The 22,251-nt window shown below is 61.0% G+C and carries 21 protein-coding genes; 13 read left to right on the top strand and 8 right to left on the bottom strand.

Annotated features, from left to right (window positions below; translation table 11 throughout):
- Positions 1-11: 11 nt before the first annotated feature.
- The 6 genes from NKI05_RS23190 to ligD all read left to right on the top strand — a co-directional run bounded on the left by NKI05_RS23190 (position 12) and on the right by ligD (position 6,291).
- On the top strand, positions 12-1,106 hold the full coding sequence (locus NKI05_RS23190) for an ABC transporter ATP-binding protein (protein WP_023669457.1): 1,095 nt from the start codon (positions 12-14) through the stop codon (positions 1,104-1,106).
- A complete protein-coding gene (locus tag NKI05_RS23185) occupies positions 1,103-3,082 on the top strand; it encodes a D-apionate lactonase family protein (protein WP_352762277.1) in 1,980 nt (659 codons plus the stop codon). Before NKI05_RS23190 ends, NKI05_RS23185 begins: the two co-directional genes overlap by 4 nt.
- Positions 3,083-3,095: 13 nt before the next feature.
- On the top strand, positions 3,096-3,479 hold the full coding sequence (locus NKI05_RS23180; protein WP_352762279.1) for a DUF6894 family protein: 384 nt from the start codon (positions 3,096-3,098) through the stop codon (positions 3,477-3,479).
- Positions 3,480-3,515: 36 nt separating this feature from the next.
- Positions 3,516-4,010: a YidB family protein gene (locus tag NKI05_RS23175; protein WP_352762281.1), complete on the top strand. Its 495-nt coding sequence runs from the start codon at positions 3,516-3,518 to the stop codon at positions 4,008-4,010.
- 55 nt (positions 4,011-4,065) lie between these two features.
- Positions 4,066-4,425, top strand: coding sequence for a DUF4112 domain-containing protein (locus NKI05_RS23170; protein WP_023669460.1), 360 nt, complete (start codon positions 4,066-4,068; stop codon positions 4,423-4,425).
- 96 nt (positions 4,426-4,521) lie between these two features.
- Positions 4,522-6,291, top strand: coding sequence for a DNA ligase D (ligD, locus tag NKI05_RS23165; protein WP_352762283.1), 1,770 nt, complete (start codon positions 4,522-4,524; stop codon positions 6,289-6,291).
- 81 nt (positions 6,292-6,372) lie between these two features.
- Here ligD and NKI05_RS23160 read toward each other — a convergent pair whose 3' ends face one another.
- From NKI05_RS23160 to NKI05_RS23140, 5 genes are all read right to left on the bottom strand, one after another.
- A complete protein-coding gene (locus NKI05_RS23160; protein WP_348529184.1) occupies positions 6,373-6,495 on the bottom strand; it encodes a DUF3606 domain-containing protein in 123 nt (40 codons plus the stop codon).
- 577 nt (positions 6,496-7,072) lie between these two features.
- Entirely contained in the window at positions 7,073-8,110 is a 1,038-nt protein-coding gene (locus NKI05_RS23155) for a sensor histidine kinase (protein WP_031199112.1), read from the bottom strand.
- A complete protein-coding gene (locus NKI05_RS23150) occupies positions 8,110-9,597 on the bottom strand; it encodes an ATPase domain-containing protein (protein ID WP_352671936.1) in 1,488 nt (495 codons plus the stop codon). Before NKI05_RS23150 ends, NKI05_RS23155 begins: the two co-directional genes overlap by 1 nt.
- A 174-nt stretch (positions 9,598-9,771) precedes the next feature.
- The gene (locus NKI05_RS23145; RefSeq protein WP_023669466.1) at positions 9,772-9,975 is read right to left on the bottom strand and encodes a CsbD family protein; all 204 of its coding nucleotides are present in this window, start codon (positions 9,973-9,975) and stop codon (positions 9,772-9,774) included.
- Between the two features lie 273 nt (positions 9,976-10,248).
- Positions 10,249-11,013 carry a CGNR zinc finger domain-containing protein gene (locus NKI05_RS23140; RefSeq protein WP_155929636.1) on the bottom strand — a complete coding sequence of 255 codons (765 nt, stop codon included), beginning with the start codon at positions 11,011-11,013 and terminating at the stop codon, positions 10,249-10,251.
- Between NKI05_RS23140 and NKI05_RS23135 the strand changes: the two genes are divergently transcribed.
- The gene (locus NKI05_RS23135; protein ID WP_352762287.1) at positions 11,000-11,971 is read left to right on the top strand and encodes a DMT family transporter; all 972 of its coding nucleotides are present in this window, start codon (positions 11,000-11,002) and stop codon (positions 11,969-11,971) included. The genes NKI05_RS23140 and NKI05_RS23135 overlap by 14 nt on opposite strands.
- Positions 11,972-12,247: 276 nt before the next feature.
- On the opposite strand, the gene NKI05_RS23130 is transcribed toward NKI05_RS23135, so the two are convergent.
- The 3 genes from NKI05_RS23130 to NKI05_RS23120 all read right to left on the bottom strand — a co-directional run bounded on the left by NKI05_RS23130 (position 12,248) and on the right by NKI05_RS23120 (position 15,875).
- On the bottom strand, positions 12,248-12,508 hold the full coding sequence (locus NKI05_RS23130) for a hypothetical protein (protein WP_245260004.1): 261 nt from the start codon (positions 12,506-12,508) through the stop codon (positions 12,248-12,250).
- Positions 12,509-13,539: 1,031 nt separating this feature from the next.
- Positions 13,540-14,430 carry an adenylate/guanylate cyclase domain-containing protein gene (locus NKI05_RS23125; RefSeq protein ID WP_023669471.1) on the bottom strand — a complete coding sequence of 297 codons (891 nt, stop codon included), beginning with the start codon at positions 14,428-14,430 and terminating at the stop codon, positions 13,540-13,542.
- Between the two features lie 416 nt (positions 14,431-14,846).
- Complete coding sequence (locus NKI05_RS23120; protein WP_023669472.1) at positions 14,847-15,875, bottom strand: LacI family DNA-binding transcriptional regulator; 1,029 nt, start codon at positions 15,873-15,875, stop codon at positions 14,847-14,849.
- Between the two features lie 355 nt (positions 15,876-16,230).
- Here NKI05_RS23120 and NKI05_RS23115 point away from each other — a divergent pair, with 355 nt between their 5' ends.
- The 6 genes from NKI05_RS23115 to NKI05_RS23090 form a co-directional block, all read left to right on the top strand.
- Complete coding sequence (locus NKI05_RS23115; protein ID WP_023700495.1) at positions 16,231-17,844, top strand: extracellular solute-binding protein; 1,614 nt, start codon at positions 16,231-16,233, stop codon at positions 17,842-17,844.
- 81 nt (positions 17,845-17,925) lie between these two features.
- The gene (locus NKI05_RS23110; RefSeq protein WP_023700494.1) at positions 17,926-18,786 is read left to right on the top strand and encodes a carbohydrate ABC transporter permease; all 861 of its coding nucleotides are present in this window, start codon (positions 17,926-17,928) and stop codon (positions 18,784-18,786) included.
- Entirely contained in the window at positions 18,783-19,739 is a 957-nt protein-coding gene (locus NKI05_RS23105) for a carbohydrate ABC transporter permease (RefSeq protein ID WP_023700493.1), read from the top strand. The genes NKI05_RS23110 and NKI05_RS23105 overlap by 4 nt, the downstream gene beginning before the upstream one ends.
- Positions 19,736-20,827, top strand: coding sequence for an ABC transporter ATP-binding protein (locus NKI05_RS23100; RefSeq protein WP_352762291.1), 1,092 nt, complete (start codon positions 19,736-19,738; stop codon positions 20,825-20,827). Before NKI05_RS23105 ends, NKI05_RS23100 begins: the two co-directional genes overlap by 4 nt.
- A 1-nt stretch (position 20,828) precedes the next feature.
- Positions 20,829-21,890, top strand: coding sequence for an ABC transporter ATP-binding protein (locus tag NKI05_RS23095; protein WP_352793245.1), 1,062 nt, complete (start codon positions 20,829-20,831; stop codon positions 21,888-21,890).
- Between the two features lie 35 nt (positions 21,891-21,925).
- Positions 21,926-22,251: Gfo/Idh/MocA family oxidoreductase (locus NKI05_RS23090; RefSeq protein ID WP_352793243.1), on the top strand; the 326-nt coding region annotated here is incomplete at its 3' end.

Below are 22,251 nucleotides of genomic sequence, written 5' to 3'. Positions count from 1 at the left end.
AAAGCTCCCGCATGGCCGAAGTCAAAATTACCGGCTTGCACAAGCGCTACGGCGCGTTCCATGCCGTGCGCGGCATCGACCTGGACATTCGCGACGGCCAGTTCACCGTTCTGGTTGGACCGTCCGGCTGCGGCAAGTCCACGCTGCTCCGGACCATCGCCGGCCTGGAGGAGATATCGGAAGGCACGATCGAGATCGGCGGCGAGGTGGTCAATGATTTCCGGCCGCGCGATCGCGACGTGGCAATGGTGTTTCAAGATTATGCGCTCTATCCGCATATGAGCGTGGCCAAGAACATTGGCTTCGGCCTCAAGGCTCGCAAGATGCCGAAGCCAGAGGTCGAGGTGCGCGTGGCCGAGGCGGCACGCATGCTTGGCATCACTCCCTTGCTGGGGCGTTTTCCGCGCCAATTATCCGGCGGCCAGCGCCAGCGCGTCGCCATCGGCCGCGCCATAGTCCGCAACCCGCGCATCTTTTTGTTCGACGAGCCGCTGTCCAACCTCGACGCACAGCTTCGCGACGAAATGCGCGGCGAAATCAAACGCCTTCACCAGGACATTGCGACAACGATGATCTACGTCACCCATGACCAGATCGAAGCGATGACGTTGGCTGACCGCATCGTGCTGATGCGCGACGGGTTGATAGAGCAGCAGGGCGCGCCACTCGAGTTGTTCGAGCACCCGGCCTCAACGTTCGTCGCTGGGTTCCTGGGTTCGCCGCGGATGAGCTTCCTGCCAGGTACCCTTGCCTTGGACGCAGGCGCCGCTGCCATCCGGCTAGCGGATGCACTGCTGCCTTTAGCGCGCGGCAGGGGGCTGAAGGGCGTCGCGGACGGACAGCAGGTGCTGCTCGGGTTGAGGCCAGAACACCTCACTCGTGCGCACACTGCAACGCCGGAGCAGGGCACGTTTCGCTATGAGGCAACGATCGACCTGCTGCAGCCGACCGGCTCGCGCAGTTACGCGACATTCCGACTGGCCGGCGCGCCGGTGATGGCTGAGCTGCAGGCGCACGATGTCAGCCGTCCGGGCGAGAAGCTTGCGATCGACATCAACATGAACCGGGCCTCGATCTTCGACGCCACGACGGAGCGCGCAATTTGACCTCGGCAGCTTCCCTGGCAGTCCGCTTGTGTGGCACCGAACAGCTCGAGGCACCGCTGCGCACGCTGCGCGCGGGATCCTTGTCGGTCGCGTTCGACAATGGGGCGTTGCGTTACATCCACGTTGGGACGATCGAGGTCTTGCGCGGAATCTCGTTTCTTGTACGGGACGAAAACTGGGGAACATGTACCACCGTTCTCGATGATCTGCGGATCGACGAGAGGCCGGATGCGTTCGCCATTGAATACCGTGCAACATGTGCCGCAACATCCGGCCGCCTGATTTACCGGGCGCGCGTCTCAGGCAGTGGCGATGGTGCGCTGTCGTTTGTGGCGGAGGCAGAGCCCGAGACTGACCTTTTGACGAATCGGACCGGCTTCGTGGTCCTTCATCCGATCGAGGGCTTAGCCGGCAAGCCGATAAAGGTGCTGCATGAGGATGGTCACGACGAGCTATCGTTCTTTCCGGACCACATCGATCCAAAATGTCCGTTCACCGACATCCGGGCGTTGTCGCACGAGATCGCGCCTGGGATCTGGGCGACATGCACCATGGAGGGTGATGCCTTTGAGATGGAGGACCAACGCAATTGGTCTGACGCCTCGTATAAAACATATGTCCGCCCTCTGCGTCGCCTGTGGCCTTACAGACTGCCCAAGGGCCAGAAATTCACGCAGGCCGTCCGGCTTCACGTGTCAGGAACGCTCCCTGCCGGGACGTCTGAAAATCGCAATCCACTCATCAACCTGACGATCGGCGGACCGGTCGGCCGAGTGCCCCGCACTGGCGTCGGCGTCGCCGCCGACGAGGCAAAGCACGCGCTCGAAACCCCCGAGCTCCTACGACGAATGGCTCCGCAGTGGATGGTCTGCCAGGTCGATCTCCGGATCGCACACGGCCAGGACGAACTAGAAAGCTACGCCGCCCTCGCACGGCTGACCGGCGCTGGCGTGGTCCTCGAGATTGTCACCAAGGGCACGCGCGATCCATTCGGCGAATTGGCGCCGGTCGCGGATGCTGTCCACTCACTCGGCCTCAAACTAGAAGCTGTCTCCGTATTTCCGGCGCAGGACATGACATCCGTACAGCCGGGAGCACCGTGGCCGACTATGCCCAGCTTCCACGAAAGCTACTCCGCCGCTCGCCGGGCTTTCCCGGGCATCGCGCTGGGCGGCGGCATGGCCGCTTACTTCACCGAACTCAACCGCAAGCGTCCGCCAGCCGAAGCGCTCGACTACGTGACCTTCACCACCTGTCCAAGCGTGCACGCCGCAGATGATGTCTCGGTGATGGAGACACTTCAGGCAATCCCCCATCTAATCCGCTCCGCGCATGCTTTCATGGGGGAACGCTTGCCACTGCGTATCGGTCCCATCCAGCTCGGCTGCCGTGAGAACCCATACGGAAAATCCACTGCGCCGAATGAAGCGAACGCTCGCGTCTGTCTATCGCGCATTGATCCTCGTCAGCGCGGGCTGTTTAATGCGGCTTGGACTGTCGGATATTTCGCGGCCTGCGCTCGCGAAGGAATCGATGCCGTCGCGTTCGGTGACTTCGCCGGCCCCTTTGGCCAAATCCATAGGAAGGCTGATTTCGTGCAGCCATGGTATGACCAGCAGGATGGCCCAACGGTCTATCCCGCTTTCCATGTCTTGGCTGGTCTCTCAAAGCTCGGCGGAGCCACCTTGCTGTCCGTAGGAACTTCCGGCTGTGACGGCGTCGTGACGATCGCGGCTGAAAAAGATCGCCGCGTGACCCTGTGGGTCGCTAACCTTACCGCCAAGACGCAATCTGTGAGGCTTTCGGATTCGCCGAGCAGCGCCCGCATTGCTCTTCTCGGCGCCGAGCAGTTCGAGCGGGCGGCAACCGATCCCGACTTCATGGAAAGTTCCGCAAGACCGCTGGATGATCAAAGCATCTCGCTTGGCGCCTACGCCGTCGCGCGAGTCGACCTCGATCGATCGTCTCAGGCCTAGCCGATGTTCGCTGTTGGCCAAACCCCCGTCAAAGATGAGGGTGGTAGTTCCATACTCTAAGGCAGCGCGCGGGATCCATCTCGCTTATACGTTCTACTATCGCGACGGCGACCAGGCTCGCCAGGTTCCGCCTGCCGAGACGCCAAGTTTTGAGGCCGCTCGCGCCGAAGCGATCCGTTGCGTAATCGGCCTGTTGGCTGATCTGGGCGATGACGATATGACCGGATGGTTAGTGCGCATGCGCGATCAGGCAGGCAACGAGCTTTGCACGATCAGCGTCTGCGAGGCCGAAGCCGCACCGCAAACGGAAACAAGCCGGTTAGGCAGCACCGCTCACGTCTGTGTCGATACGCCAGCCCTTATTCAATTAGATCGTCGCCGGTCGGAACTTTTGTGATGTTGAGCCCTTGTCCATTGAACAGTGGAGGTACCAATGGCTAACCTGGGAAAATTGGCGATCGCGATGCTCGGCGTCTTGGCATACCAAAATCGCGACAAGATCGGCGACATGATCCGTGGAGCGGATGATCGCAACCCAAATGATCCGCAAGGCGGGATTCTGGATCAGCTTTCAAAAGGCGTTTCGGGGACCGCGCTTGGCGATATTCTCGACCGGTTCAGAGGGGCAGGCGCCGGATCGAAGGTCGATTCGTGGGTAGGCACCGGGCCGAACGAGCCGATCCAGCCAAGCGAGGTGGAAGCAGCCATAGACGAAGAAACCCTGACTTCCCTCTCGATGCAGACCGGCCTTTCGCGCGAGGAACTCATAAGCCGGATCACGCGAGATTTGCCTGAGGCCGTCAGCAAGATGACGCCTACTGGTGAATTGCCCGTTGAGGCGCCGAAAAGCTCCGGTGAGACGACCTTGCTCGACGACGTGCCATCGCACAGGACGCAAGCGAATTCAGGCGGTCAAAGCGATATCTAAGGTGACGGCTATCCATCAGGGAGAGATACTAAATCGTACTGGCGCGCGAGTTGGCATGATCGGGCAGGGCGGTCACGGTGGTCATACAGCAAACGTACTTGCCGAGTTGGATCTATTGGCCGCGCTACTCGATTCCCGCTGGCGCATTCCAGGCACATCAATTCGTTTTGGACTGGATGCGCTCGTAGGTCTGGTTCCCGTACTCGGAGATGCGGCGACGGGCATTATCTCGGCCTACATCGTCTTGCGAGCTCGAAACGTCGGTGCCGGAAATGGGTTGGTCGCCCGCATGCTAGGCAACGTGCTGCTGGATACGCTCGTAGGAAGTGTCCCAATTCTCGGCTCGATCTTCGACGTCTATTTTAAGGCGAACAATCGCAACATCAGACTGCTGCGCCGTCACATCAACAAGTGAGGCGGATAAGCAATCGTCGCGATGCAATTCTTCTAAAAGGCTCGGAACCGACAGGGGCGCTGGGGCTTGAGTCGCGATTCCTGGAGTCGCGAACATATGACCAGTGCCATTGACCGGCTTTCGTTCATCGAGTTCCAATTGCCCACACTGGTCGAGAAAGCTCCCGAAGGCGGAGATTGGCTTCACGAGATCAAATATGACGGCTACAGGACGCAGCTGGTCGTTGAAGGCGGAAAGGCGCGAGCATTCACGCGTCGCGGCTACGATTGGTCCCACCGTTACAAGAGGATTGTTCAGGCCGCGGCAAGCCTGCCGGTCAAATCCGCTATCATCGATGGTGAAGCTGTCGTCCTGGGCGACACCGGCCTGCCGGACTATCAAGCCATGGAACGTGAGCTGGGCAACCCAAGTTCGCTGCGGATGACTCTCTACGCTTTCGACCTCCTGTACCTCGATGGCCGTGATCTACGGGAACAACCGTTAGTGAAGCGCAAGGCTGCGCTGAAGAAGCTGCTGACCGAAACCGAGCCAACCCTGACTTATGCCGAGCATCTGGAGGTGAACGGCAAGGATATGTTCGACCATGCCTGCCGGATGGGCATAGAGGGAATCGTATCGAAGCGAGCGGATGCTCACTACCGCTCGGGCGTCCAGACCAGTTGGGTCAAGGTCAAATGTGTCAAGAGCGACACTTTTCCAATCGTGGCTTTCGTCGAGAAACTTGGCGCGCAGCCGCGCCGCATCGCATCGTTGTACATCGGCAGGCGAGAGGGCGACCGGCTGCTTTATGCCGGGAAGGCCCAGACCGGCTATACGCTGGACGCAGCCCGGCGCGTTAGGGAGCGGCTTGATCCGCTTGTAACCGCCAAGTCACCGCTGTCGGAGCCGATCAAGAAGCCCAAGGCGACATGGGTCGAACCAGACGTTCTTGCCGAGGTGCAATTCAGTGGCGTGTCGGACCGGGGCATCTTGCGTGAGGCGGTCTTCAAGGGACTCCGCGAGGACCTTCAGGCAATCCCGCCCAAGCCTCCGTCGCCGTCCAAGCGGAGGTCGGAAGGACAACACGGCGTCCCGCGCGAGAACATTCTCCAGCTGCTACCCGATGCGGTTGCACCTTCCAAGGAAGAGCTGGCAGACTATTGGCGGCGGGTCGCTGATCAAGCTCTAGTTGATCTGGTTCGGCGACCGCTGAAGCTGGTCCGCCACGCCTCCGGCGCAACCTTCTATCACAAGGGACCGCTACCTCGGATACCGGCGTCCGTACATCAGCTCCGGGTTCAAAAGCGCGAAGGCGGCGAAGGCATTCGGGTATGGATAGATGACATGGATGGTCTGCTTGGCTTGGTCGAGATGGATGCCGTTGAGCTTCATCCGTGGAACGCGACGATTGATGACATCGAACATGCGGACCGGCTCGTCCTCGACCTCGATCCCGGAGAAGGCGTTCCATGGGACGATGTGATCGAGGCCACGCTGGCGCTACGGGGCATCTTGGAAGCGGCAGGCTTGGAGAGCTGGCCAAAGGTCACTGGCGGCAAAGGCATCCACTTGATGGCCCCGCTCGTTGCGAAGATGACCCATGACAGCGCCCGGAAACTGGCCAAGTCGCTCGCCCACCGTCTGGTTGATACCGATCCTGACCGATACCTGTTGTCAGCTGACCCCGCAGCCCGAGGAGGCCGGATCTTTCTCGACTATCTCCGCAACGGACAGGGCAATACCGCAATAGGCGCTTTTTCCCCGCGAGCGCGGCCCGGCTTCCCAATTGCCCACCCGGTCACATGGAAGCAAGTCGAGGCGGGCATCCGGCCAGACGTTTTCACGCTCGCGCAGCCTTTCAGACCCGCTCGTCGAAAAGCCGCGTGATGCGTCGCGACCATCAGCCGGTATCAGCGAGTTTCCTTGCCTCGCGTCCGAGCCTCTTCCGGTCGTTGCCGTGTTCTCTGATTAGCTCGCGCGTTCTGGCGTGATACGATGCTGTTTGGCGAAATAGCCAACCTCATAATCTTCATCGACTGATACACGGTTGCGATCTCGAAAATCACGCTTGCTCTTATCGTCTGCCATCATCTTTCCTCCTGATCAGAGAAACAACGACCGACGTTGTATGTTCCCGGCGCCTCACTTCGGCCGCCAGAGGCGCGGGCTGTCCGACCGTACTGGGGCCGCAGCCATTGCGAAGGTGATCTGGCGAAAGTTGGTTGGCCAAAGGCAAGGGTGATTTCGTTTGCTGTTCGGGATAGCTGACCGTCGATCGAGCCTGTCTGCGGGCCTCTTGGTTTTTTACGACGCCAGTCGGAACCCAGACGGGTCGCAGATGATTCAGATGCGCATCCGGGCTATCAACGAGGATCGTGAGCAAAATGGCGGGGGGTGACCACGAAGGCGACAAAACTGCGCTCCGGGAGCCCAAGGTTTCGTCTAGGACGCATGACCCGGGTCACAGCGCCGCGGCACGAGTTCGACTTCATCACCAAGGTCGGCCGCATAGACCACGCCGGAGCTCTCGCAATGTTGCAGAGGCATATGGGAGATATAGAGGCGGTCTTTTTCGGAACTGATGTTTTGGCTAAAGCGCTAGACCAGCCTGCCGAGTGACGCTCAGTTAATCCCTATCGCGGCGCCCAGCCAGCCTTTCCGTTGCCGCTCAGTAAGCCGGCACAAGGCGCGTGTTTCGCAACGGCAAGGCCATGGTGAACTGCAAGCCGTCACGATGGTAGTTCAATTCGATCTTGGCGTTGCATTGCACGGTCACGACTTTTTCCAGAAGTGTCGTGCCAAACCCCCGGCGACTGGGCTGCTCGACTTTCGGCCCATCTCGTTCCCGCCAGTCAAGATTGACGATCTGTGTATCGCCGGACCCGCCTAACGACCAGCGGACATCAAGGCGGCCTCCCGTTTGCGAAAGCGCGCCAAACTTCGACGAATTGGAGGCCAGTTCGTGGAAAGCCATCCCGACAGGGACCGCAATGTCGGCGACTAGCGCTACGTTCGGGCCTTCCAGAACGATACGCGGCCTGTCGCGCGTCTCATAGTGGTCAAGCTCGCTTTCGAGCAGCTTGTGCAGGGAGGCAGTCTGCCAATAATCGTCGGTAAGCATCGAATGGGTCTGGGCCAGGGAAACGAGCCTGGCTGAAAAATCGCGTACGAAATCATCGACGTTGCCGCTCGACTTGGCCGTCGCGCCCATCATGGCGCGAACGTTGGCCAGCGTGTTCTTGACGCGGTGATGCAGCTCGCGGATGAGCAATTTCTGCCGATCGGCGACCTCCCGCTTCTGTTCGATGTAGGACTGGACCTCACGCTGGCGGGCGCGGGCACGCAAGGCGGAGCGCACCGAGTTGGCGAGGCTCGAAGCCAGAAATGGCCGTTCAAGCACGATCAGATAGCGGTCCAGAAATGCCATCCGCGTGTCGACTTCGTTCCCCCGCATCGTCAGAAGCACGATCGGAAAATCCGACCATGCGGGTTGGGCTTCAAGCCAGGCCGCAAACTGCGTTCGATCGGAACTGAGCAGGGCCTCCTCGGCCACGACAAGGCACTGAGCCTCGTCGAGAAGCGGCACTGCCTCTTCCAAGCTGCCGCACACACGCGAGGCAATCTGGTTTGTAGCCAGGATGGAGGCCGCGATCCTCGCGTCACGGCCAAGCGGCGCCAGCACGAGAACGGCGGGGCTGGACGACATCACAGCGCCTTATCCCTCAGAAGGTCTGTCGGCTTGCCTTCAAATTCCGGAGATCCCATCAGGATGCCGCGGAATTGTTCCAGTGGCTCACCTACGGCCACGCCGTTACCGCCGATTTTAAACTCACGAATCGTCTCTTCGTGGGGGCCGACACGTTTCTTGACAACGGAAATCGCGCGTCTCAACTGACCTGCGTTCTCGAAGAAGCGCAGAAGCATGATGGAATCGCAGAGATAGGTCATGTCGACCGGCGCTGCCGTTTGCCCAAACAGCCCGTGATTGGCCAACAGCAGGATCGTCGCCACTGCCTTCTGATTGAGATAGGTGAGGATCTCGTGCATCTGAAGCACCAGATGTTGTTCTTCGGACATGGCATTGAGATAGCCAGTTAGGCTGTCGATCACGACGATCCGCACATTGGATTCTTCGACGGCCGCTTGGATGCGCGAAGACAATTCGCCTGGTGAAAGCTCAGCCGGATTGACAGATTCAAGCATCAGCGTGCCGTCCTCGGCAAACGGCTCCAGGTCCATGCCGAGCCCGGCGGCGCGCGCCAAGAAGATGCGCTTTGTCTCGTCAAACAACAGCACCAGCACACGCTCGCCACGCTCGAGTGCGGCATAGCAATAGGTGCAGGCAATGGTAGACTTGCCAACGCCAGACGGCCCCATCAGCATCGTGCTGGTACCACGGGCCAGCCCGCCGCCAAGCAGGGTGTCGATCCGGTTGTTGCTCATGGCCGGCGTATCATGCTCGGCCACCTCATGCTCGGCTGCAACGAGCCGCGGATAGGCGATAACGCCGCCTGGGCGAATGACGAAATCGTGAAAGCCGCCCCGGATCTGCACGCCGCGCATTTTGATCACGCGTAGCCGCCGACGCTCTCCACCATAGACGGGCGACAGCTGCTCCATCCGAATGACGCCGTGACTGATCGAATGCAAATTGAGGTCATCCTGCTCAGCGGTCAGGTCGTCGAGCATAAGCACCGTCACATTGTTGAGCATGAAGAAGCTCTTCAATGCCAACACCTGGCGCCGATACCGCAGTGACCCTTGCGATAAAAGTCGAATTTCAGAGAGCGAATCGAACACCACGCGATCGGGTCTGACGCGTCCGATCTCGGCCATGGCAGACTGCACGGTTTCGCCGAGTTCCAATTCCGAGGAATGGATCAATGTCTGTAGCTGCGCAGGATCGAAACTGAGCTCCGGCGGCACAAGTTCAAGAATTTGCACCCCCTTCAGATCCCAGCCGTGACGGCCAGCAACCGAGAGCAGTTCGCGCTGGCTTTCTGACAAAGTGATGTAAAGGCATGTCTCGCCATTCTTGGCGCCCTCGATCAAAAACTGGAGGCCAAGAGTGGTTTTTCCAGAACCTGGTTTCCCTTCGATGAGATGGGAGCGGTTCCTGGCGTAGCCGCCACGAAGAATGTAGTCGAGGCCGCTAACTCCAGTTGTGATCGCCGAGGCGTCGTCTCTGTCCAACTAATCCCCCAATGTAATTTCGAGAACCAGATAACGACGGGCACCTTTCGCGGTTCCACGTCTCTCGGTGAGCGCCCTTGTCGTGAGACTCACGAAAAGGCGACAAGAGACGCGGCAAAAAAGGGCGCCGTACCTCTCGGAGCCCTTTTTCAAGTTCAGTTTGGAACCGGCGACCTACCAGCCTTGCCGGCCATACCAGTCATCGATGTCGCGCCGAGCGCGGTCCTTCTCAATGCCGTAGCGCTCCTGAATCTTGCCTTCCAACTGATCGCGGTTACCGGCAATACGGTCCAGATCATCGTCTGTGAGTTTGCCCCACTGTTCCTTGACCTTGCCCTTTACCTGCTTCCAATTGCCTTCGACACGGTTCCAGTCCATGGCACCTATCCTTGTTTGTTTCGGACTGAGAAAAACGCCGTAACGCTACCGGAGTTCCCGTCAAGTTTGAGCAGATCGACCGATCGAAGCGTGGCGAGGTAGGCGGCCCCGAAGCAACCCGCTCTGGAACGCGATGATGGCTTGCCGCGCCGGCTGTGTTCTCCACACTCTTGGCCACAGTCGCTCGCGAGACCAGCTTCGTTGGACAAACAGCGACAGGGATAGCGTGAAGCCAACTATGCTGCGTTGGTCATCCAAGCCTGGCGTCAGATACTAATTCTTGCTGTCGGGAGCCATGTTCCCTGCGGCTTTTGCCCTGAAGCGCCTTACCCGGCTGCGTGTGCCGCAGCTCTCATCCGAGCACCACCGTCTGCGCCCGCCACGCGAGGTGTCGATGAAAAGCCAACCGCAGTTCGGCCCGGTGCACTCGCGCACGCGGCGGCGGTCATTCCTGGACACCAAAAACTCGGCTGTCTCAAAGGCCACGCGGTGGCCGATCGTGTTCAGACTGGCTGCGTCGGTCCACTGCCAAGCGAGGCGGTCGCCGGACGGGAAAAGCGAGCGCTTCGGCAGGGCTAGGGCGACTGCATCGCGCACGATTTGCAAGGCATCGTCCGGCACCCGGGCGCCTGCCGCCTCGGCCTGGAGAGCCGCGTAAACGGCCTCGCGCAAAATCTTGGCCTTTTCCAATGCCGCCTCCGCAAGGAGCGGGCGGGCGGGAGCCTCCGCGAGCAGTGCTCGCGCCTCATCGACGTCGATCAAATCGGCACGTCCAGCCCAGACGACCAGGTCGGCATAGGTCTGCAAGAGGTCTGGCCCCCACACATCGCGTCGCGCGTCGACCGTGTTGACGAAGTCCAAGCAGGGGTGACCGCCAACCATGCGCATGTCGACGATAGTCTTCGCACCATCCATCCCGGAAACATCGGTTGGCGGAACCGTATTGGCAAGAGGCCGTTGTAACGAAATAAACGTCTTTTGGCCGTTACGACGAACCAACAACGCCCAGCGAAGGCTGCTTCCGATGAACCGCAACACAGCGACATTTCTGGTTTTATGTGTGATCTGGGGCACCACGTGGATCGGTATCAAGGCAGGGATCGCCACCGTGCCGCCTATGATGTTCGCAGGCACGCGTTTTACAGTAGCCGGCTTGCTGATCCTCAGCGCGACGCGCCTAAGGGGCGCTGCTCTACCACGGGTGGCGAAAAGGAGTTGGCCGCGTCTTTTCGTTGTTACGTTGTTCATGATTCCGCTTTGCTATGGCCCACTCTTTTGGGGCATGCTCTACGTCGATACGGGCACCGCGGCTGTTCTTGAGCTTTCGCTGACCCCCGTCACGCTGCTTGGGTTTGCGTTGCTTCTGGGGGACGAACGCTATGACGGCCGCAGGCTCTTTGCGATTTTGCTCGGTGCGGCCGGTCTGTGCGTCCTGTTCGGGCCCGAAGCCTATGCTAGTTGGACACACGCAGACCAGCAGGGCAGGGGGCTCCGGCTGCTGGCGATGACAGCGGTGGCGTCGGCAGCTTTAATCTATGCATGGGGTTCGGTGCTCGCGCGGCCGCTTCTTGAGGTATATTCATCGGACTTCATCGCCGGCTTCACCACCCTTTTCGGGGGCGCATTCCTAATTCTCATCTCACTCGTTGTGGAGCCAGGCGCGACCGCGGCTCTAAAAGGCAATTGGGGCTGGCCGGCCTGGGTCGGGTGGCTGTTCCTCGTGCTGTTTGGTTCGTTCATAGGCTACACTCTATTTATCCGGCTCCTGCACGAAATCGGCGCCTCGCGCGCCGGAGCATTTGCCTTCGTCTCACCCGTCATTGCCGTCGTGCTTGGCATCATCACCTACGGCGAGGAGGTTAGCCTGATCGACATCATCGGCATGGCTATCATGCTCTTCGCAGCGTTTATTGCGCTACGCGAGCGCAAACAGGAAACATCATCCGCTTCCCCGCCGTTGATTCCACGCTCCGCGCGGGCTGATGGCAGAATATGAAAGACGGCGCGCGCATCCAGCCGCCAATCAGCCTTGAGACGGAAAAGCACAAGGTTCGCGTCTATGCGAAAAGAGGGCTGTCCCGGCAGCGTATCCCGCCTTCCACCGGCGGCGAGGAAAGCTCCAGCTCATATGACAACACTAGTCGGCGAGGGATTTTGCCGAGTTGCTGTCAAGATTGCAGGCGGGATTTGATGGAAAAATCGCGAGGCTGCAATCAGCGACCTATTCGTTCCGATCGCGATGCAGGCTATCCGCCAACGCGTCGACAAAGTGTCAGCCGCATCGCTTCAGTTCCGCCACCTGAACGCCGAGACGGAATGCCTGACCATCGGCATAAGAACGTGCATAGCTTTCTGCTTCGAACGGAAACGTCAGGGTGCTGCCGTAGGCGGTGATGCGGACCGTCCACTTCTTGTCGCGAACGAGTTCGACCGAATTGTCGGGCGACGTCATGATTTCCTCCGGCACCAGCAAGGCGAAGGCACGGATAACGTCGCAAAGGTCGTTTGAATGCAAACAATCCGACACGCTCATGTCGCTTGTTCTATACGCCCAGACTTTCTCTCGATTAGAGCAGCGCCCGGCTGCAATGTCGGTGGCGTTAAGTCCCCTAGCTGCCAAGACCTTTCCCATTGGGTCGGTCCCCTTGCGGCCTCACGCAGCGACCTTTCTGAACCCAATCGCCGAGATCGTCAGCCCGCAGTGTCTTCGAGAGAATAGCCGGCAAGCCGCAGGGTGCGAATGGCAACTCTGCGACGACTGCTTCAACAACTTTCGCGACTGGCTCATGTGAACGTCGACCACCTGGGCGCTCACACTGGCTTTCTGCGACCAGCCAGCTGCGATGAATTCATCACGGCTGATCACCTTTCAGGATTGTCGAGCATGTGGCGCACCAACTTGAACTCGATCGGCCCAAGAGGAATTTTCCCCGGTGCTGCAAAGACGGTGGTATCGAGCTCCATCTCGACGCCGCGATATGTCAGTGGTCTGCGCTTCTGGGCCAATTTTCGTGACGGTAGCCCAATCGCGAGCCTTCGCAGGTGTTCGAGGAGCTATTGCGGCGCAAATGGTCTGATGAAGCGTTCGTCGACCCCGGGCTGCAACAGCCGGTGCTGACCTTCAGCACCTGGGGATATCAAGGCGACACAGGGCAGGGAATTGGTCCGGGCATCCCGCTTCAGCCGGCCGCTCCCGTCGCCAGCTCATTGTCTGGCCGACAGTCCAGCACAATTCCCACGCACCGGCCTTTTCGCGGCAAGACCTAGCGCGTCATCGATCGAGCGGGCCAGCTTGCTGCCGAAGCCATCCACCTGCCGAATGTGGCTTAGGAGCAGATAGAACTCCGCATGCTGCGAGGGAGATGCACCGGCCCGCGGCTCCGTCGAACTCAGCGAGGGAAACGGAGGTCAGCTCTTCGCAGTCCAACTTCGAGAGCAGACGTTCCTGGATTGGCCTTGGCACATTTGTGAACGGTCGATTCCAATGGCTGTCAAAGAGTACGGCGCGACATTGAGGGCGCAGCGAACCACCTCGAAACCGGTCGAGCTAGTAGCCGGGCCGGGTCAATCCGAGACAATTTCGTAGTGAAGAAGCTGGGCTTCGTCGAGTGCCGACTTCACTCCAGGCGAGATGACGCCGCAGCCGAAGAGGATAATATCTTCACGGCGTACGAATACTTCATGGCCCAGTCCCATGGACACAAATGTGCCCGAAGAGCTTCGTTCGAGAAGCCGAGCTCTGCCATTCAATATGGTGAAGGCGGCGTGGCGCCTCGATACCCAGGGCCGCTCGACGATGATATCGCATTCCGCCGATCTGCCGACTGTCACGGATTCGCCGTTTCGACAGGATCGCAGCTGATCTCTGTAGCGGATGACCAGATGAATCTGCCGCGGCAGGACCGAGCGTCTATCTGTAGTGGCGCCATGGCTGGTGATCTGCGTACCGGGGCCCCCATCGTCGCTCCACAGGGTATAGACATCGAAGAACTCTTGCTTCCCCTTCAAGGCCATTTTGTCGAGGAGCCGCAGGCCCTTGCGGCTTCTCGGGGAAAGGGCTTCGCAGAAGCTCTGGCTGATCAGCACCTCTCCGGGGTTCGCCGTGGTGGACAACCTTGCGGTGACATTGACAACGTCACCGAATATCGCGCCCCGCGCGCGAATGACCGCCCCGAAATGCAATCCGATACGGGCGCTTAACGGACCTTTAGTCAGTTGGTGGCTGATTTGGCAGACGGCCGTCAGCGCCATTTCCGGGCTCTCGAAGAGGCTGAGTATGTCATCGCCCTTCGAGTAAATGAAATCACCACCGTGTTTGGCGACGATCTCGCGCATCGTGTCCAGGCAATCCGAGACCTGCTGTAGAGCGGCATCGTCTCCGATCCGCTCATAGAGTGGCGTGCTGCCCACGACATCAGCTAAGAGGACTGCGGCAAGAAGCGTTTCCTGGTCCATCGATCTCGTGTCCGACCCAAAAAGTCAGCGTGCGTGTATAACACACGAGGTTGCCTGCGACATATCTGCTCGTGCGCCTGGGGCCGGGGCGATGCCTCAGGTGATCGTCGCGGACGGACGGGCGTATGCCATTCGTCGGCTTCGTGCCGACATCCAGAACCCTCTTCGCCCCAATCGTTCGCGACTTCGGTGCTATGAGTGGACTTGGTCTTTTTAGGTTCGGAAAGGCTGACCGAGTTGCAACGGGCGACGGCCTTCTCATGCACCATCAACCACGACCCGATCTCGGCCCTCCGACTTCGCACGGAATAGTGCCAGATCGGCGGCTTTGACGAGATCATTCGGGCTCTCGTTCGTATTTGGGACCGGTGGCGACGCCAACGCTGTGCTTTGCGATACGATCACGGATCCATTGATCAGATTTCAGGTATATTCTCTTTGAAGATCACCTGAAGTCGTGGTTGATGCGGTTCATAGTTCAGGTGCCTGACAGAGTGGCTTAAAATGTTGAGCGCTTCCCGCGCCTCGACGCGCGGATTTTGATCTATGACCGCATCGAGCGTCCCATCCAACAAAAGTTCCTTGGTGCCGTCTGTCACCTCGTGGCCGAGAAAGAGAATGTCTTTGGCGCGTCCACGCTCCTTGAGCGCCCGAGCGATGCCGGTGTTGCCGGCGCCGACATTGTAGATCGCGGCAAGATCGGGGTGCCGGTCCAGAAGCGCTGATGCTTCCGAATAAGCCTTCTCTCGGTCATCCAGCATTTCGCGCATCTCGACGATCTTGAGGTTGGGCGACTCCTCGGTCAAGATGTGCCGGAATCCCATCTCGCGTTCCTCATGGCCGCGGTAGGACAGCGAACCGGCGAACAGCGCCACCTTGCTTGGGCGTTCGGATCCCATGAAGCGGTTGAGCAGATAGCCGGCCAGCCGCCCCGCGGCGCGGTTGTCGATGCCGATATAGGCCACTCTCGGAACATGCAGGATGTCGGAGGCGATGGTCACCACCTTGACGTCATTGGCTGACAGCGAGCGGATCGCCTCGCGCACCGTTGGATGATCGAGCGCGATCACGCCGACGCCTTGTGTCTGTCCACGCAATTCTTGCAGCAGGCGGGCGAGCCGGTCGGGGTTGAAGCCCTCTATGGTGGCGATGTGGACGTCAAGATCGGGGCGCGCTAGGGCCTGCGCCTCGATGTGTCGATGCAGCATCTTGATGAAGGAATTGGTGCCGGCCGGCAGGGCGAAGTCGAGACGGATGACCTCTCCAGGTGAGGGCCTGGGCGGCGCTCCGTTCGGGCCTTCCGCGATGTAGCCGAGGCGCTGCGCCATTTCGAGCACGATCTCACGCGTGCGCGCCCGCACACCGGGCCTGTTGTTCAGCACGCGGTCGACGGTGGCGGCGGAAACGCCGGCTTCCCGGGCTATGTCAGTCAAGGTGGAACGCACCGTCTTCATCTCCTCAATGCATCAGATCGCACAATGCCGCTAGCCCGTCCGACGGCCACAGCTGCCAGCCATCAGCGATTCTGATGGGAAATGATGTATCGAGCCTTAGCCGATGCGCAAGGAGGTTGGGCTAAATCGCGTCGCCCGGCGTGATAGTCGCGTGCCAGAAAGGCAGATTTCCCATCAAATCGAGGCATTGAGCCCGTGTGTCGACCTTTGCATGACGTATTTTCTCCGCGGTTGCGGTGTTACGATGTATTTTGAGTATTTATGATGTTGACAGCCTTCCGGTGCTGCCGTCAATATCCCTCAACGGGCTCGTGGAGGAAACATCGGCCCTGAGGGAGGAATTCCAATGTCTGATTTGATCCGCATATCGCGACGCGGCTTGTTGGCGTCCGGAGGGAAGGCGGCGGCGTTCGTGGCTGCGGCCGGTATCGCACCGCAATTCATCCGTCCCGGCCGTGCCGTTGCGGCCGACGCGCTGGCGCCAGGCATGGTAGGCGGTCCCACCGGTTTCGAGGGCGCCGAGCGCTATCAATATGGCGCCGACACGCCGGAAGCCCGTGCCGTTGAGGCGGCCAAGGCCTTGAAGGGAGCTGGCAAGGCACCGGCCAAGATCGTGCTTGGCCTGTCGGATGGCTCGATTGGCCAACTCACACAGCCTTTCCCTGCGGGTGCGCCGTCGATCAAGGAGCTGTGGGAAAAGGAAACCGGCATCCAGATCGAGATCGTCGGCCTGCCGAACGGCCAGGAATTCACCAAGACGATGCAGGACATCTCCACCAAGGGTGGGGCCTATGACATCTACTCGACGGAATGGAACCGCCTCGGCGACCTTGCCGAGACCGGCGGCATCGCCAAGCTCGACGACTTCGTCGCCCAGTACAAGCCCGAATGGGACGATCCCAAGACCGGCTATGTCGACGGCGCCAAGGGCGTGTCGCTGCTCAACAAATATCGCGGGTCCAACTATGGCGTGTCGCTGGACGGCGACTTCCAGACCTGGGTCTACCGCACCGACCTGTTCGGCGACGCTGCCGAGCAGAAGGCGTTCAAGGACAAATTCGGCTACGATCTGGCGCCGCCGAAGACCTGGAAGCAGCACAGTGACATCGCGGGCTTCTTCCAGCGGCCCGACAAGGGCCTGTTCGGCTCCACCGACCTGCGCAACCAGGGCTGGGGCTACACCAACTGGTATCAGCGCTATGTCTCGATGGCATCGCCCAACCAGTTCCTGTTCGGCGACGACGGCAAGCCGCTGATCAATTCCGAGCACGGCATTGCCGCCACCAACGAATATGTCGGCTCGCTGGTTCATCACTCGCCGGACGCGATCTCCTGGGGCTGGCCGGAGCAGTATGGAAATTTCGCCAAGGGCGGCGCGGCGATGACCTGCGCCTTCTCGAACCTGCCGAAATTCCTCGACAATGCCGGCAACAAGGATTCTGCCGTCACCGGCAAGATCGGCTCGATGCTGCCGCCCGGCCGCGAAGTCGACGGCAAGCTGATCAGCCGTTCCGTGCTGTGGTTCTCGCTGACCGGCATGGTCTCGTCGCAGTCGAAAAACCAGGAGGTCGCCTACCTTTTGCTGCAGTGGCTGGGCTCCGCCCGCATCTATGCCTGGATGAGCGCCAATCCGGGCGGCTATCTCGATCCGTTCCGGCTCTCGGATTTCTCCGATCCGCTGGTGCGCCAGACCTACCACGCCTACCACATCGACGTGGTGCGCGAGACCGTCGCCCGCACGGTGCCGACGATCAACTATCCCGGCGCCACCGCCTTCCACAACGCATTGGACGAAAATCTAATGGCGTCGCTGACCAAGGCCAAGACAGCGGAACAGGCGATGGCCGACACGGAAGCGGAGTGGAAGAAGATCGCCCGCCGCATCGGCGAGGACAAATTGCTCGAAGCCATCAGGACGAACAAGGAGGCCTGGCCGACGGTTCTCGACCCGATCAGCTGATCCGTCTCCCTGGATCAGCGCTGGAGGGGAGGAGCATCTGTTCCTCCCCGCCGCAGTCAACGCCACCAGCAAAGCAGCCAGATGAACCGTTCCGTCCCCTTCGAGATATTCCGCTACGCCGCGATCTTCGCGGCGATGGCGGTGACGCTGGTACCGATCCTGTGGATGGTGTCGATGGCCTTCAAGCCGATCGCCGAATGGTCGGCGACCGGCGCCGACCTGACATGGTGGCCGAAGAACCCGACGCTCGGCAATTTCCAGTTCGTCTTCGGCGAGTCCAACAACAATCTGATCGTGGCGCTCGACCGCACCGCGCTGAAGCCGATCCTGTCGTCGCTGCTGTCTTCGGTGTTCGGCACGGCGATCGCAATGTCGGCGGGCACGGCTGCGGCCTACGGGCTGTCGCGTTTCGGCTCCGGCCAGAACCTGCCGCTGGCGCTGATCCAGCTCAGGCTGTTTCCGCCAATGGCGGTGATGATCCCGGTCATGATCATGTGGGCCTTCCTGAACTTCACCGACAGCTGGTTTGGCCTGGCCCTGATCTACGGCATCGTCACCCTGCCGTTCGCTTTCTGGCTCATGAAGACCTTCTTCGACGACATGCCGCGCGAGATCGAGGAAGCGGCGCTTGTCGAAGGTTGTTCGCGGCTGCGCGTCTTCACGCGCATCACGCTGCCGATGATGCGCGCACCGCTGGCCAGCGCCGCCCTCTTCGTCTTCATCCTCAACTGGTCGGACTATCTGATCGCGCTGCTGCTGACGACGCGTGAATGGGTGACGATCCCGGTCTACATGGCCTCGCTGTCCTCCTCGATGACCGGGCAGCTCTATGGCGCCAAGGCCGCGCTCGGTCTTATCGCCGCGGTGCCGCCGGTCATCATGGGCATCGCCATCCAGCGCCATCTGGTGCGCGGACTGACGTTCGGCGCGCTCAAGCAATGAGCGCGGTGACCGTGACTGTCTCAAAGGACGCAAAGGCCGCGCTTGGCAAGCCCGCGCTGCGGGACGAGGGAGCGCGGCTGGGATTCCGGCTGACGCTGCCGGCCCAGGTTTTGGTGCTCTTCATCTCCGTCTTCCCGCTGCTGATGCAGCTCTACATCAGCGTCACCGACTGGTCGCCGCTCTCCGGCCTCGGCTGGTGGAACGCATGGGAGATGTGGAACAGCTTCGCCAACTACACCGACCTTGCCGCCGATGCGCGCTTCTGGAGCGCGCTGAGGCGCACGGCCATCGTCATGGTCGTGTGCGTGCCCGTCGAATTCCTGCTTGGCCTGGCATTGGCGACGCTGTTCGCGGACGATTTTCCGGGCAAGCGGGTCTTCTATTCGATCCTGCTGATGCCGATGATGGTGGTTCCGGCGGTGGCCGGCTACATGTTCTTCATGCTGTTCCAGTCGGGCGGGCCGCTGAACGACATCCTGTCGGCACTCAGCGGTTCCCGCGTCACCATCGCCTGGCTGTCTGACCCCACACTGGCGCTGATCGCGGTGATCATCGCCGATATCTGGCAGTGGACGCCGCTGATGTTCCTGATCCTGCTTGCCGGCCTGGTCGGCGTGCCGCAGGACCAGATCAAGGCGGCGACCCTGCTCGGCGCCAACCCGTGGCAGCGCTTCGTCACCATCGTGCTGCCGAAGATGAAGACGATCGTCATCATCGCGCTGGCGATCCGCGTCATCGAGAACTTCAAGATCTTCGACACGCTCTACATCATGACCGGCGGCGGCCCCGGCGTCGCCACGGAGACGATCTCCGTCTACATCTACAAGGTCACGACGCAGGACCTGATCTGGGGCTATGTGGCGGCGATCGCGCTGGCCATCCTGGTCGTGCTTTCGATCGTTGCCGTATTCGCCATGAAGCGCATGGCGCGCGCAAGGCTGGTGCCGGCATGAGCGCGATCCAGCTGCGCAACCTGGTCAAGACCTTTGGCGAGTTCACGGCGCTGAAGACCATGGACCTCGACATCGCCGATGGCGAGTTCATGGCGCTGCTCGGGCCTTCGGGCTGCGGCAAGTCGACGACGATGAACATGATCGCCGGCATGGAAGAGCCGACCAGCGGCAAGATCCTGTTTGGCGAGCGCGACATGGCCGGCGTGCCCATGGGCCGCCGCGGCGTCGGCTTCGTTTTCCAGAACTACGCCATCTTCACCCACATGACGGTGCGCCAGAACCTTGCCTACGGGCCGCGGATGCGCGGTGCGGCGACAGCCGAGATCGACCGCCGCGTCGGCGCCGTCGCCGAGCTGCTGCAGTTGACGCCGCTGCTCGACCGCAAGGCCGACCGGCTCTCGGTCAACATCCTGCAGCGGGTGGCAATCGGACGCTCGGCGATCATGGAGCCGGCGATCTTCCTGCTCGACGAGCCGCTGTCCAATGTAGACGCCGCCTTCCGGGCGGTAATGCGGACCGAGCTCAAGCAGCTGCAGCGCCAGTTCAGGCAGACGATGGTCTACGTCACCCATGACCAGCTCGAGGCCATGACCATGGCCGACCGCATTGCCGTCATGGATCACGGCGTGCTGCAGCAGGTGGGAACGCCCCTGGAAGTCTACAACAATCCAGCCAATGTCTTCGTCGCCCGCTTCATCGGCGCTCCGGGCATGAACCTGCTGAAGGGAAGGCCGGCGGAGAGCGACCGGGGCCTGGTGGTCGATCTCGGGCCACTGGGGGTCACGCCGACGCTGCCGGATGCGCTGGCCGCCACCTTGCGCGGATCGCGCTCTGAGGTGCTTTACGGCTTCCGGCCCGAACAGGTGTCGCTGGTGCAGAGCGGGCAGGGCCTCGCCATGCCGGTGAGCTTCGTCGAGCGGATCGGCGCGAGGACCATCGCCCATCTCGGCGATGGCGAGACCGCCGTGAAGGCGGTGTTCGACAATGCTGTCGGACTGTCGATCGGCGAGCTTGCCGTCGTCGCCCCCGTGGCATCGTCCGTGCGTGTCTTCGATGCCCGCAGCGGCATTGCGATGAAGGCAGGTTGACATGGCCGATATCGTCTTTCGCAATGTCAGCAAGCGTTACGGCACGACGCTCGCCGTCGTCGACGCCTCGTTCACCGTCAATGACAACGAATTCTTCTGCTTGTTCGGGCCGCCGCTGGCGGGCAAATCGACAATCCTGCGCCTGGTTCTCGGGCTGGAGACGCCTGACGCCGGAGAGATCCTGATCGGCGGCAAACCGGTCAACACCGTCTCGCCGGCCGAGCGCAATGTCGCCATGGTGTTCCAGAACCTGGCGCTGTTCCCGCATATGAGCGCGCGCGAAAATGTGCGTTTCCCGCTGGTCGAGCGCAAGGTCGCCGAGGCCCAGATCGAAACGCGTGTCGCCGATGTGGCCGCCAAGCTCCACATCGGCCATATTCTGCACAAGCCGCCGGCGCAGCTTTCCGGTGGCGAGCGGCAACGCGTGGCGATAGCCCGCGCCCTGGTGCGCGACCCGAACGCCTATCTGATGGACGACCCGATCTCTGCGCTCGATGCGCGGCTGCGCGAGGAAACGCGCGTCGAGCTCAAGCGCATCCAGCGCGAACTCGGCAAGACGCTGATCTACGTCACCCATGACCAGGAAGAGGCGATGTCGATCGCCGACCGCATCGCGATTCTGGAGAATGGCAGGATCCGACAGATCGGCGCCCCGTCCGAGATCTACGACCGCCCGGCGAACACCTATGTGGCGCGACTGCTTGGTTCGCCGATGATGAACATCCTCAAATCCGTTCGCGGCGAAGATGGCCTCGAGGCCGCCGAAGGCACGGTCAGCATCGACGATCGCGCTGCTCCGGCCGACGCGATCGAAATCGGGCTCAGGCCGGAGGACATCAAGGTCGGGCCCTGGGTCGAAGGGGGCGCTGGCCGCCCGGCGCGCGTATTCGAGGTCGAGCCCCTTGGCGGCTACACGGTGGTAACGCTCGCCGCCGGAGAGGCGCGGCTGAAGGCGCTGCTGCGCGGCCAGCCCGACATCAGGCCGGATGCGGTGGTAGCGATATCCTGCGAGCCGGCCCGGGTGCATTATTTCGGGCAGGACGGAGGCGCGTTGGCGAGATGATCGCGGCTGCGAAAACAGAATTGCGGGAGGAAGACATGGCGAGCGAAGGCTTCGAGCCGGACGTGAAGGTCCGCACGAAAGAATACCGTATCGGCTGCATCGGCGCCGGCATGATCATGGCCGAGTGCCATCTGGCAGCCTATCGCGAAGCGGGGTTCAACGTGATGGCGATCACCTCACGGACCCGTTCCAATGCGCAGAAGGTCGCCAAGCGTTGGGACATCCCGACCGTGCACGACACGCCGGAACAGCTGATCGAGGATTCCGAGGTCGAGATCGTCGACCTTGCCTTTCCGCCCGACCAGCAGCCGGCGCTGATCCGCCATGCGCTGAAGCAGCCTCACATCAAGGCGATCCTGGC

The organism is Mesorhizobium sp. M0771, assembly GCF_040320155.1.
Taxonomy (GTDB): Bacteria; Pseudomonadota; Alphaproteobacteria; order Rhizobiales; family Rhizobiaceae; genus Mesorhizobium.
The sequence above is the reverse complement of the archived record's forward strand: the minus strand, read 5'-3'. Positions and strand labels throughout refer to the sequence as shown.